This is a genomic window from Micromonospora sp. WMMA1947 (assembly GCF_027497355.1).
GTDB lineage: Bacteria > Actinomycetota > Actinomycetes > Mycobacteriales > Micromonosporaceae > Micromonospora.
Window position 1 is genome coordinate 3,771,925 of sequence record NZ_CP114909.1, and the last position, 12,806, is coordinate 3,784,730.

The window sequence follows — 12,806 nt, forward strand, 5'->3', positions numbered from 1 at the left end:
CGTGCCGCCGAGATCGGATGATCCGCGCCGGGACGCCACGGGCTCCCGGCGCGGCTCGTCGCGGGGGTCGGAGCCGCGCGAGCCGGGCCTCGGGGGGATCTCCGACGCCCGGGCGTACACCCCGCGCGGCCGGACCGTGCGCGAGGGCGGCGGCGCCGAGCAACGGCGTACCCCCCGCAGCAACCGGTCCGGCGACCCGTTCCGGCCCGCGTTGCAGGTGCTCGACGGTGGCCGGGCCGGGCGTGCCGGCACGCGGGAGCCCGCGACCGACGGCGCCCGGGCCGGCCGCCGGTCCACCGCCGCGGGCGGCCGGGCCGGCGTGGTGCGGACCGTCTCGTCCCGGCCGGTGCGGGAGCCGTTCGACGACGAGGAGGACGCGCCGCCGCCACGCCGCCGGTCCCAGCCGCGCCGCCCGGATGCGCAGCCCCGCCGGCCGGTCCGCAAGCCGCGCCGGCCGCCGCGACTCGGTGACCCGCGCCGGCGCCTGCGGCTCGGCACGGTGCTGGCGCTGGCGTTGTTCGCCAGCATCGGCGTGCGGCTGGTCTACCTCCAGACCGTGGACACCCCGGCGTACGCCGACGGTGGCCTGCCCAACCGGCTCGCCGTGGTCGAGCTGCCGGCCCCGCGCGGGGCGATCCTCGACCGCGACGGCGAGCCGCTGGCGCACAGCGTCGAGGCCCGGTACGTGTTCGCCGACCCGACCCGGGTCAAGGACCGGTTCGCCACCGCGCGCCTGCTCTCCCCGCTGCTCGGCGTGCCCGTGTCCGACCTGGCCGAGAAGATGCGCAAGCGCACCCTGCCCGGCACCGACACCCCGTTGCAGTTCGTCTACCTGGCCCGCGGTGTGGAGATCGCCACCGCCAAGCGGATCATGGCGCTCGACCTGGCCGGCATCAACGTGCACCGCGACGAGCGGCGCGAGGTGCCCGGCGGTGACCTGGCCGCCAACCTGATCGGCTTCGTCAGCCAGGACATGAACGGCCTGGAGGGGCTGGAGGCCAAGTACGACGACGTGCTGCGCGGGCAGGCCGGCAAGCGGACCTACGAGGTGGGCCTCGGTGACCTGGCCGCGCCCATCCCGGGCGGCTACAGCCGCACCACCCAGCCGCAGCCGGGTAGCTCGCTGAAGCTCACCGTCGACCGGGACCTGCAGTTCATGACGCAGCGGATCCTGGCCAAGCAGACGGCCAAGGTGAAGGGCAGCGTCGGCGCCGCGGTGATCATCGAGGTGCCGAGCGGCGAGGTGCTGGCGCAGGCCAGCCAGCCGACGTACGACGCGGCCAACCCCACGAAGGTCGCCTCGCCGTCGGACCGGGACGACGCGGCCACCACGTTCGTCGTCGACCCGGGCTCGATCCACAAGGCGATCACCTTCGGCGCCGCGCTCCAGGAGGGCGTGATCACCCCGGACACCGCGTTCCCGGTCGCCAACACGATCGACAGGGGCGGGGTCACCTTCCGCGACACCCACCCGGTCGACGGCCGCACCATGAGCATCCCCGGCATGCTCGCCTTCTCCTCGAACGTCGGCACCATCGAGATCGGCGAGAAGCTCGGCAAGGAACGGCTCTTCGACTACCAGAAGCGGTTCGGGCTGGGCCAGGTGACGGGCGAGGGCATGCCGGGCGAGGCGGCCGGACGGCTGCTGCCGCCCGACCAGTGGAGCGGCTCGGCGTACGGGTCGGTGCCGATCGGGCACAGCGTGGACGCCACGCCGCTGCAGATGGCCGCCGCGTACGCCACCATCGCCAACAACGGCACGTACGTGCAGCCGCACCTGGTCAAGGAGACGATCGGCGCGGACGGCGAGCGCAGCCCCGCCGCCGCGCCCACCACGCGCTCGGTGCTCAGCCCGGCCAACGCGGCGGCGCTGCGCCGGATGATGGAGGCGGTCACCACCGTCGACGGCCCGGACGGTCAGGCGACCGGGCTGGCCGCGGCCGTGCCCGGCTACCGGGTGGCCGGCAAGACCGGCACCGGCCTGCGCTACGACGGCGGCAAGCAGCAGCCCGGCGAGGTCGGCTCGTTCATCGGCATGGCACCGGCGGAGAACCCCCGGTACGTGGTGGCGGTGTTCGTGTGGAGCCCCGGCGGCGGGGGCGGCGCGGTCGCCGCGCCCGCGTTCCGGGAGATGATGGGCTTCACTCTCCGCCACTACCGGGTGCCGCCGTCGCTGACCAACAAGTCCCCGAAGTTCGAGGTCTTTCCGCGCTGAGCGGGGGTGGCGGGACATCATCGGTGAGTGGCGACGAACCACCGGGGCGGCTGTGCGGTCGGAACCGGACGACCGGGTAGGGTCTGACGCCGTGCCCGGCAATCCACGTCCCACAACCGTGCGTCCCGTACGGCTCGGCGACCTCGCCGCCCGCGTCGCGGCGACCCCGCCGGAGGAGGCCGCCGAACTGGCCGTCACCGGCGTGACCCACGCCAGCCAGGAGGTACGCCCCGGCGACCTGTACGCCGCCCTTCCCGGTGCCCGGCGCCACGGCGCGGAGTTCGCCGCCGCCGCGGCGGCGGCGGGCGCGGTGGCCCTGCTGACCGACCCGGCCGGCGTGGCGCTGGCCGCCGGGACCGGCCTTCCCGTGCTCGTCGTCGACGACCCGCGCGACGCGCTCGGCGAGGTGGCCGCGACCGTCTACGGCGACCCGACCGCCGGACTGACGGTGATCGGGGTGACCGGCACCGCCGGCAAGACCTCCACCAGCTACCTGGTCGAGTCGGGACTGCGCGCCGCCGGGCACGTCACCGGGCTGATCGGCACCGTGGAGACCCGCCTCGGCGACCTGGTGATCGACAGCGTCCGGACCACCCCGGAGGCCACCGACCTGCACGCCATGCTCGCGGTGGCCCGTGAACACGGGGTGGACACCGTGGTGATGGAGGTGTCCAGCCACGCCCTCGCCATGGGCCGGGTCGGCGGCGTCCGGTTCGACGTCGGCGGCTACACCAACTTCGGCTCCGACCACCTGGACTTCCACGCCGACGAGGCGGACTACTTCGCGGCCAAGGCCAAGCTGTTCGACGGCCGCTGCCGGGTCGAGGTGCTCAACCACGACGACCCCGCGTTGCGCCCGCTGCACAAGCCGGGCACCGTCACCTACTCGGCGGCCGGCGACGCCGGTGCGACCTGGTGGGCCGACGGGATCGACGGCGAGGGCTACGCGCAGCGGTTCACGCTGCACGGGCCGGACGGGCTGACGCTCCCGACCGGCGTGGCGCTGCCCGGCCGGCACAACGTGGCGAACGCGCTGCTGGCGGTCGCCCTGCTGGTCGCCGTCGGAGTGGACCCGGAGACCGCGGCGCGCGGCGTGGCCGCCTGCGGCGGTGTGCCCGGCCGGCTGGAACTGGTCAGCGGCGACGCCCCGGTACGCGGGGTGGTCGACTACGCGCACAAGGCCAACGCGATCGAGGCGGTCCTGACCGCGCTGCGCGGCCTGACCGAGGGCCGGCTGATCTGCGTGCTGGGCGCCGGCGGCGACCGGGACCGGGGCAAGCGGCCGGTGATGGGCGGCGTGGCCGCGCGCGGCGCCGACGTGGTGCTGGTGACCGACGACAACCCGCGGACCGAGGACCCGGCCGCGATCCGGGCCGAGGTGCTGGCCGGCGCGTACGCCGCCGCGACCCCGGCCCGCGTCATCGAGGTGCCCGGGCGGCGGGCGGCGATCGAGGAGGCGGTCCGGGTGGCCGAACCGGGTGACGTGGTGGCGGTGCTGGGCAAGGGCCAGGAACGCGGCCAGGAGATCGGCGGCGAGGTGCTGCCGTTCGACGACCGGGTGGAGCTGGCGACGGCGCTGCGCGCCCGCTTCGGTGACCTGGTGGGTCAGCGGTGATCCCGCTGACGCTGGCCGAGGTGGCCGCGGCCGTCGACGGCCGGCTGGCCGGCGCCGACCCGGACGCCCGGGTCACCGGCACCGTCGAGTTCGACTCCCGCAAGGTGAACCAGGGCGGGCTGTTCGTCGCCTTCCCCGGCGAGCACGTCGACGGCCACGACTACGCGGCCGGCGCGGTCTCGGCCGGCGCGGTGGCGGTGCTCGGCACCCGGGAGCTGCCGGGCGTGCCGATGGTGCTCGTCGGCGACGCGCTCGACGCGATGGGCCGGCTGGCCCGCGCCGTCGTCGACCGGCTGCCCGGGCTGACCGTGATCGGGCTGACCGGCTCGTCCGGCAAGACCACCACCAAGGACCTGATCGCCCAGCTCGCGGTCCGGCTCGGCCCGACCGTGGCGCCGCCCGGCTCGTTCAACAACGAGCTGGGGCACCCGTACACCGCGTTGCAGGCCACCCCGGAGACCCGCTACCTGGTGATGGAGAAGGGTGCCCGCGGGGTCGGGCACGTCCGCTACCTGTGCGACGTGGTGCCGCCGCGGATCTCCGTGGTGCTCAACGTCGGCGTGGCGCACCTGGGCGAGTTCGGCTCGGTGGAGACCATCGCGCTCGCCAAGGGGGAGCTGGTCGAGGCGCTGCCCGAAGACGGGCTGGCGGTGCTCAACGCCGACGACCCGCGGGTCGACGCGATGGCGTCGCGCACCCAGGCCCGGGTGGTGCGCTACGGCGAGTCGGAGCGAGCCGACGTGCGCGCCGTGGACGTGACGCTCGACGGCCGGGGACGGCCCTCGTACACCCTGGTCACCCCGGAGGGCAGCGCGCCGGTACGGCTCGGGCTGACCGGTCGGCACCAGGTCTCCAACTCGCTCGCCGCCGCGGCGGTCGGCCGGGAGCTGGGCCTGCCGCTGCCCGAGCTGGCGGCGGCGCTGAACGAGCTGGGCCTGGTCTCGACCCGGCGGATGGACGTCTTCGAACGCCCCGACGGGGTGACCGTGATCGACGACTCGTACAACGCCAACCCGGCCTCCACCGGCGTGGCGCTGCGGGCATTGGCGAGCATGCGCGGCGACGGGCGTACCGTCGCGGTGCTCGGCTTCATGGCCGAGCTGGGTGACTTCGAACGGGAGGGGCATCAGCAGGTCGGCCGGCTCGCGGCCGAACTGGGAGTGGACCGGCTGCTCGTGGTGGGTGAGCCGGCGGCGCCGATCCACGAGGGCGCGACAGCGGTAGGCAATTGGGGAGGAGAGTCGGTGCTGCTCACCGATCAGGCGGCGGCCGTCGAGGTGCTGCGGAGCGAGCTGCGTCCGGGAGACGTGGTGCTGGTGAAGGGCTCCCGGTACCGGACCTGGGAGGTGGCCGACGCGCTGCGCGCGGACACCCGGGAGGGTGCGACGGAGGGCGGCGCCGCATGAGGGCGGTCATCGTCGCCATCGGCGTCGCGTTCCTGATCTCGCTGTTCTGCACGCCGATCGCGATCAAGGTGTTCGCCCGGCTGAAGGCCGGCCAGCCGATCCGATCGAACCTCGGGCTCGCCAGCAACGAGGGCAAGAAGGGCACGCCGACGATGGGCGGCGTGGTCTTCATCCTGGCCACCGTCATCGCGTACGTCGCCGGGCACCTGGCCCTGACCACGCTGCCGGACGCGCAGATCGCCCAGGTCGAGCCGACGATCACGGCGCTGGTGCTGCTGGGGTTGATGGTGTTCTCCGGCGCGGTCGGCTTCATCGACGACTTCCTGAAGGTGCGCAAGCGGCACAGCGGCGGCCTCAACAAGCGGGGCAAGCTGGCCGGGCAGATCCTGGTCGGTGCCGTGTTCGGCGCGGTGGCCGTCTACTTCCCGTCGAGCATGACCGACGCCGGCGGCAACGCGACGAACACCGAGACGGTGGGCAGCACCACGCTGAGCTTCATCCGGGACATCCCGGCGCTGGAGATCGGCAAGGTCGGCGCGGTGATCGTCATCATCATGGTGGTCATGGCGGCCACCAACGGCGTCAACCTCACCGACGGTCTCGACGGCCTGGCCACCGGCGCCTCGGTGATGGTGCTGGCGGCGTACGCGCTGATCGCGTTCTGGCAGTACCGGCACTGGTGCGCCGACCCGAACTACACCGAGTCGTACTGCTACACCGTGCGCGACCCGCTGGAGATCGCGCTGATCGCGGGCGCGGCGGCCGGTGCCTGCGTGGGCTTCCTGTGGTGGAACACGTCCCCGGCGCGGATCTTCATGGGTGACACCGGCGCGCTCGGGCTGGGCGGCCTGATCGCCGGCATGGCGATGTCCACCCGCACCATCCTGCTGCTGCCGATCCTGGGCGGCCTGTTCGTGATCATCACGATGTCCGTGGTCATCCAGATCATCTCCTTCCGCACCACCGGCAAGCGGGTGTTCCGGATGTCGCCGCTGCAGCACCACTTCGAGCTTGCGGGCTGGAGCGAGGTCAACATCGTGGTCCGGTTCTGGATCATCGCCGGTATCGGCGTGGCCATCGCGCTGGGCCTGTTCTACAGCGAGTTCCTCGCCGCGGTGAGCTAGGTGTAAGGAAGGGCCCCTTATTAACAGACGTCTGTTAATAAGGGGCCCTTCCTTCAGATCCGACACGCCGACCGGGCGGTTGCGCCACGGGCGGGCGGGTCGAGCGGCCATGATGGGCCTGTGGGGGAGGGACGAGACATCCAGGTGACCAGCGACCCGCCGGCCCGTCGTGCGCCGGCGGCCACGCCACCGGCCGACCCGCCGGAGGCGCGCTGGGACCCGGCGGGTGGCCTGGCCGCGCTGCGTGGCCTGCTGGCCCGGCCGCTGGCCTCCTACTACCTGCTGCTGTCCAGCGCCGGCCTGCTGCTGCTGATCGGCCTCACCATGGTCTTCTCCGCGACCAGCGTGCGGGACTACGTCATGGACGGCGACGCGGCGGCGTCGCTCACCAAGCAGACCGTCTTCGCGGTGATCGGCATCGGTGCGTTCTGGGCCTGTCAGCGGCTGCCCGCACGTACGTTCCGGGCGGTCAGCCGTCTGGCGCTGGGTGTGGCGGTGGCGCTGCTGCTCCTGCTCAACCTGCTGGTGGCTCTGAACTCGCTGTTCGGGGTGACGTCGATCGGGCCGTTGAAGGCGCAGCTGCTCTGGCTCTACCTCGGCCCGATCTCCGTGCAGCCGGTCGAGGTGGCGAAGTTCGCGCTGGTGCTGTGGGGTGCGCACGTGCTGGCCCGCAAGGGCGCGGCACTCGGCTGGTGGAAGGAACTGGCCACGCCGCTGTTCCCGGTGGTCGCCCTGCTGTTCGTACTCGTCGGCTACAACGACCTGGGCAGCATGCTCTGCCTGCTCGCGCTGGTGGTCGGGATGCTCTGGGCGGCGGGCGTGCGGACCCGGGTCTTCGCCGCGCTCACCGCGATCGGCCTGGCCGGCGTCGGCCTCCTGGTGGCAGCGGCCTCGCTCGGCGCCGGCTCCGGCTCCCGGGGCGCCGACAACTACCGGCTCGGCCGCCTCACGATGTGGCTCGACCCGCCCTCCCCGCGGACCTGCTTCGAACAGGAGCTGGACTACTGCTACCAGCTCGTGCAGGCCCGCTACGCGATCGGCAACGGCGGCTGGTTCGGCGTCGGCCTGGGCCAGAGCAGCTTCAAGTACGGCTGGCTGCCCGAGGCGCACAACGACTTCATCTTCGCCATCCTCGCCGAGGAGCTGGGGGTGGTCGGCTGCACAGTGATCCTGGTGCTGTTCGCCGTGCTGGCGTACACCGGGATGCGGATCGCCCGCCGGGTCGAGGACCCGTTCCGCCGGCTCGCCGCCGCCGGCGTGACCGCCTGGCTGGTCGGCCAGGCCGTCATCAACATCGGCGGCGTGACCGGGCTGCTGCCGCTGACCGGCGTACCGCTGCCGTTCATCTCCGACGGCGGCAGCGCCCTGGTGGTGACGCTCGCCGCGATCGGCATGCTCGCCTCGTTCGCCCGCGCCGAGCCGGACGCGGCGCGCGCGCTGCATGCCCGTCCGCCCGCCCGATGGGTCCGACTAGTGTGGGCCCCGTTGCCGCCGCTTCCCGGCCGGCGTCGCAAGGCGGCGCCGCCCCCGGCCGACCGAGGGTCCGTGCCCCGGTCCCGGCAGCGGCGGCAGGACGACCAGGCCGCGCCCCGCGGCGCCCGGCCCGACCGGGCGCGCGCCGGCGCGGCGAGCGAGAGGAGACGCTGATGGGTCCGCTGCGTTCGGTGGTGCTCTGCGGAGGGGGTACGGGCGGGCACATCTACCCGCTGCTCGCCTTCGCCGACTGCCTGCGCCGACACGACCCGAGCGTCCGGATCACCTGTCTGGGCACACCCAAGGGGCTGGAGAACGAGCTGATCCCGCCGGCCGGCTACGACCTGCGGCAGATCCCGGCGTACCAGCTGCCCCGGTCGGTGAACATGAGCCTGGTGCGTACCCCGGACCGGATGTGGAAGGCGGCCCGCGCCGCGGGCAAGGTGATCGACGAGGTCCAGGCCGACGCCGTGGTCGGCTTCGGGGGGTACGTCTCGGTGCCCGGTTATCTGGCCGCGTGGCGGCGGGAACTGCCCATCGTCATCCACGAGGTGAACGTGCCGCCGGGCGTGGCGAACCGGCTCGGGATGAAGTTCACCAAGAACGTCGCGGTGGGCTTCCCGCACCAGCCGGCCCAGGCCGAGGCGCTGCGCGACGCCCGGGTGGTCGGCGTGCCGCTGCGCCGGGGCATCGCCGGGCTGGACCGGGCCGCGCTGCGCGACGCCGCCCGCGCCCACTTCGGACTCCGCCCCGACCTGCCGGTGCTGTTCGTCGCCGGTGGCTCGCAGGGCGCCCGCTCGATCAACCTGGCCGTCTCCGGCGCGGCGAAGGAACTGGCCCGCAACGGTGTGCAGGTGCTGCACGTCATCGGCGCCCGCAACGAGCCGGTCTCCGTGCCCACCGACCTGCCGGTGCCGTACGTCACGCTGCCGTACCTGTCCGAGATGGAGCTGGGTTACGCCGCGGCCGACCTGATGCTGGGCCGGGGCGGCGCGATGACCTGCGCCGAGGTGGCCGCGATCGGCCTGCCCACCGTCTACGTGCCGTACCCGCACAGCAACCAGGAGCAGAAGCGCAACGCGCTGCCGGTGGTGGAGGCGGGCGGCGGTCTGCTGGTCGACGACGCCGAGGTGACCCCGGCCTGGGTGGAGCGGACGGTGATCCCGCTGATCCGGGACCCGCAGCGGCTGTACGCGATGAGCCACGCCGCAGCCGGGTACGGCCGCCGCGACGGCGACGTGGCGTTGCTGAACTTCGTCTACGAGGCGGTCTCCCGCTGATGAGGGACACCGCGACGGGAAGGTACGTCTGATGAACACCGCGCAGTTCACGCCCGCCGGCACCATGACGGCGGAGGACCTGGGCCGGATCCACCTGATCGGGGTGGGCGGGGTCGGGATGGCCGGGCTGGCCCGGCTGTTCCTCACCCGGGGTCTGCCGGTCTCCGGCAGCGAGCTGCGGGAGTGGCCGTCGCTGGCCGGCCTGCGGGCGCTGGGCGGCACGATCCACTCCACCCACGAGGCGTCCAACCTCGACGGCGTGGACACGGTGGTCTACTCCTCGGCCATCCCGCAGGACCACCTGGAGATGGTGGAGGCGCGCCGGCGGGGCCTGCGGGTGCTGCACCGCTCCGAGGCGCTCGCCGCCGCGATGACCGGCCGTCGCACGGTGGCGGTCGCCGGCACCCACGGCAAGACATCCACCACGTCGATGGTCACCATGGTGCTCCAGCAGGCCGGCACCGACCCGTCGTTCGTGATCGGCGGCGAGATCTCCGAGGTGGGTTCCGGCGCGCACCACGGCACCGGCGAGCACTTCGTGGTCGAGGCGGACGAGAGCGACCGCTCCTTCCTCATCTACCGTCCGTTCGTGTCGGTCGTCACGAACATCGAGGCGGACCACCTCAACACCTACGGCGACCTGGCCACGCTGGAGGCGGCGTTCGCCGAGTTCGCCCGGCTCACCGACCCGGCCGGTTTCGTGATCACCTGCGCCGACGACGCGGGCGGGCGCCGGCTGGCCGAGACGCTGCGCGCCGAGGGCCGCCGGGTCTGGACGTACGGCGAGTCCACCGACGCGGACCTGCGGATGAGCGAGGTCGTCTCGTCCGCGCACGGGGTGCGCTTCCAGGCCGAGGTCGAGGGCCGGCCGCTCGGCGAGATCCGGCTGCCCGTACCGGGCAAGCACATGGCCCTGAACAGCGCCGCCGCGGTGCTCACCGCGTACCTGCTGGAACTGCCGGTGGCCGCGGCGGAGGCCGCGCTCGGCGCGTTCCCGGGCGTGCGGCGGCGCTTCGAGCGCAAGGGCGTGGCCGACGGCGTGCTGGTCTACGACGAGTACGCCTACCACCCGACCTCGATGACGCTGGCGTTGCAGACGCTGCGGGAGGTCGCCGGCGACGGCCGGCTGATCGTGGTGTTCCAGCCGTACCGGCTCTACCGCACCCGCGACAACCAGGCGGAGATCGCCGCCGCGCTCGGCATCGCCGACGAGGTGGTGCTGCTGGAGGTCTTCGGCCCCGGTGAGACGCGCCGCCCGGGCGAGGGCTCGGCCGCGCTGATCCAGGAGGTGTCGCTGCCGGCCGAGCGGAAGGTGTTCGTCGAGTCGTGGGACGACGTGCCGGCCGAGGTGGCCCGGCGGGCGCGGACCGGCGACGTGGTGGTGACCATGGGCGCGCCGCCCATCTCGCTGATGGGTGACCAGCTGCTCGACGCCCTGCTCGCCCGCTCCGGCGGTGGCGCGGGGCTGGGCGCCGGCGTCGACCCGGACGGCGCGGCGACCCCGGCCGGATGAGTCCCGGCCCGGCCCGCGGCCGTACCCCCGGACCGGACGGCGGGGCGGGGCGGCGCAGCCCGGCCCGGCGCTGGCAGCTCGTGCGGGCGAACGCGGACGCCGTGCCGCCGTCGACCCGCCGGTTCATGGCCCGGGCCCGGCAGCGGCGGATGCGGGCCGCGCTGCCCTGGGCGGTCGCCGCCGCGGTGCTCGCCGTCGCGGGCCTGGTGGCGTGGACGGTGCTCGGCACCGGCCTGTTCGGCGTCCGCGAGGTACGGGTGGTCGGCGCGCGGCTGGTCACCCCGGTGCAGATCCGCGACGCGGCGGCGGTGCCGGACAACGCGCCGCTGGCCAGGGTGGACCTGGACGCGACGGCGCGCCGGGTCGGCACGCTGCCGCCGGTGGCGGACGCCACCGTGGAACGGGAGTGGCCGGGCACGCTCGTGATCCGGGTGCGGGAACGCACGCCGGTGGCGGTGGTGCCGCAGGGCGACGGCTTCGTGGTCGTCGACGGCTCGGGCGTGGTCTTCCAGCGGCTGGACCGGGCGCCGGACGGGTTGCCGCAGGTCCGGGTCGCCCGGCCCGGCCCCGACGACCCGGGTACGCGGGCCGGGCTGGCGGTGCTCGACGCGATGGGGGAGAAGCTGCGCGCGGAGCTGGTCGCGGTTGACGTGGCCGGCCTGGCCCGGATCACCCTGCTGCTGCGCGGCGAGCGTCAGGTCTTCTGGGGTGACGCCTCCCGGGGGGCGCAGAAGTCCACCGTGGCCACCGCGTTGCTGAGCCGCAAGGCGGACCGGATCGACGTCAGCGCGCCGGACGTGGTCACGTTCGAGTGACCCGCGGCTCAGCGAGCGGGCGTTGTGTCCCCTGTCGCTCGGTCGGCGACACGCCGGAACAGGTCCTTGGCTCCTGGCGCGGCGGCGCATACGTTGCCCCGAAGAGATCAGTGGTTGACATAACTCTAAGCCTCTAGTAGAGGGTGAGGGTTCAGCCGTCGGAGGCCACCGGGGAGTGTCCGACCGCTGATCCGGCCAAGCCGTGTGGGGTCGGCCCATGCCAATCTCGAAGGGAAAGGACCGGAGATGACACCTCCGCACAACTACCTGGCGGTCATCAAGGTCGTCGGCATCGGGGGCGGCGGCGTCAACGCCGTCAACCGGATGATCGAGGTTGGGCTCAAGGGCGTCGAGTTCATCGCGATCAACACCGATGCGCAGGCGCTGCTGATGAGCGACGCCGACGTCAAGCTCGACGTGGGCCGGGAGCTGACCCGGGGACTCGGCGCGGGCGCCAACCCGGACGTCGGCAAGAACGCCGCCGAGGACCACCGCGACGAGATCGAGGAGGTCCTCAAGGGCGCCGACATGGTGTTCGTGACCTGCGGCGAGGGCGGCGGCACCGGCACCGGCGGCGCGCCGGTCGTGGCGAACATCGCCCGTAAGCTCGGCGCGCTCACCATCGGCGTGGTCACCCGGCCGTTCTCGTTCGAGGGCAAGCGCCGGCAGGTCCAGGCCGAGGCGGGCATCGAGGAGCTGCGCAACCAGTGCGACACGCTCATCGTGATCCCGAACGACCGGCTGCTCGCGCTCGGCGACCGCAACATCTCCATGATGGACGCGTTCCGCACCGCGGACCAGGTGCTCCTCTCCGGTGTCCAGGGCATCACCGACCTGATCACCACGCCGGGTCTGATCAACCTGGACTTCGCCGACGTCAAGAGCGTGATGAGCGGCGCCGGCAGCGCGCTCATGGGCATCGGCAGCGCCCGGGGCGAGAACCGGGCCGTCGAGGCGGCCGAGGCGGCCATCTCCAGCCCGCTGCTCGAGCAGAGCATGGACGGTGCGCGCGGCGTGCTGCTCTCCATCGCCGGCGGGTCGGACCTCGGCCTGTTCGAGATCAACGACGCGGCGCAGCTGGTCACCGACGCGGCCCACCCGGACGCGAACATCATCTTCGGCGCGGTCATCGACGACGCGCTCGGCGACGAGGTGCGGGTCACGGTGATCGCGGCGGGCTTCGACGGGGGTACGCCGGCGTACAAGGCGGTCGAGCCTCCGCGCAAGAGCAACCAGAACCCGCCGGCCCAGCCGAACGCGCCGGTGAGCCCGCCGGCCACCATGCCGGCGCCGCAGCAGCCGTCGCGCCGGGTGCTCTTCGACGACGTCGACGTGCCCGACTTCCTCAAGAACGGGTCCTGAGCC

The 12,806-nt window shown here is 73.6% G+C and carries 9 protein-coding genes; all 9 read left to right on the top strand.

The genetic code is table 11. The features are described from left to right. The first annotated feature begins 1 nt into the window (after window position 1). Complete coding sequence (locus O7604_RS18120; protein WP_269704892.1) at window positions 2-2,215, top strand: penicillin-binding protein 2; 2,214 nt, start codon at window positions 2-4, stop codon at window positions 2,213-2,215. 52 nt (window positions 2,216-2,267) lie between these two features. Further along, on the top strand, window positions 2,268-3,830 hold the full coding sequence (locus O7604_RS18125; protein ID WP_269704893.1) for a UDP-N-acetylmuramoyl-L-alanyl-D-glutamate--2,6-diaminopimelate ligase: 1,563 nt from the start codon (window positions 2,268-2,270) through the stop codon (window positions 3,828-3,830). Next, window positions 3,827-5,236 carry a UDP-N-acetylmuramoyl-tripeptide--D-alanyl-D-alanine ligase gene (gene murF / locus O7604_RS18130; protein WP_269704894.1) on the top strand — a complete coding sequence of 470 codons (1,410 nt, stop codon included), beginning with the start codon at window positions 3,827-3,829 and terminating at the stop codon, window positions 5,234-5,236. Before O7604_RS18125 ends, murF begins: the two co-directional genes overlap by 4 nt. Beyond that, window positions 5,233-6,360 (top strand): phospho-N-acetylmuramoyl-pentapeptide-transferase, encoded by a 1,128-nt coding sequence (gene mraY / locus O7604_RS18135; RefSeq protein WP_047893347.1) that lies wholly within the window; start codon window positions 5,233-5,235, stop codon window positions 6,358-6,360. Before murF ends, mraY begins: the two co-directional genes overlap by 4 nt. 231 nt (window positions 6,361-6,591) lie before the next feature. Further along, entirely contained in the window at window positions 6,592-8,007 is a 1,416-nt protein-coding gene (locus O7604_RS18140; RefSeq protein ID WP_269707051.1) for a putative peptidoglycan glycosyltransferase FtsW, read from the top strand. Beyond that, window positions 8,007-9,113, top strand: coding sequence for an undecaprenyldiphospho-muramoylpentapeptide beta-N-acetylglucosaminyltransferase (gene murG / locus O7604_RS18145; RefSeq protein ID WP_269704895.1), 1,107 nt, complete (start codon window positions 8,007-8,009; stop codon window positions 9,111-9,113). Before O7604_RS18140 ends, murG begins: the two co-directional genes overlap by 1 nt. Before the next feature lie 31 nt (window positions 9,114-9,144). Next, on the top strand, window positions 9,145-10,626 hold the full coding sequence (gene murC, locus O7604_RS18150) for a UDP-N-acetylmuramate--L-alanine ligase (protein WP_281577185.1): 1,482 nt from the start codon (window positions 9,145-9,147) through the stop codon (window positions 10,624-10,626). Then, a complete protein-coding gene (locus tag O7604_RS18155) occupies window positions 10,623-11,441 on the top strand; it encodes an FtsQ-type POTRA domain-containing protein (RefSeq protein WP_269704897.1) in 819 nt (272 codons plus the stop codon). The genes murC and O7604_RS18155 overlap by 4 nt, the downstream gene beginning before the upstream one ends. Before the next feature lie 246 nt (window positions 11,442-11,687). Then, window positions 11,688-12,803 carry a cell division protein FtsZ gene (gene ftsZ, locus O7604_RS18160; protein WP_135241281.1) on the top strand — a complete coding sequence of 372 codons (1,116 nt, stop codon included), beginning with the start codon at window positions 11,688-11,690 and terminating at the stop codon, window positions 12,801-12,803. The last annotated feature ends 3 nt before the right edge of the window (window positions 12,804-12,806 follow it).

Coding starts and splice junctions, on each gene's coding strand:
- mraY (WP_047893347.1), top strand. CDS start 5,233: ATGAGGGCGGTCATCGTCGCCATCGGCGTCGCGTTCCTGATCTCGCTG.
- murG (WP_269704895.1), top strand. CDS start 8,007: ATGGGTCCGCTGCGTTCGGTGGTGCTCTGCGGAGGGGGTACGGGCGGG.
- murC (WP_281577185.1), top strand. CDS start 9,145: ATGAACACCGCGCAGTTCACGCCCGCCGGCACCATGACGGCGGAGGAC.
- O7604_RS18155 (WP_269704897.1), top strand. CDS start 10,623: ATGAGTCCCGGCCCGGCCCGCGGCCGTACCCCCGGACCGGACGGCGGG.
- ftsZ (WP_135241281.1), top strand. CDS start 11,688: ATGACACCTCCGCACAACTACCTGGCGGTCATCAAGGTCGTCGGCATC.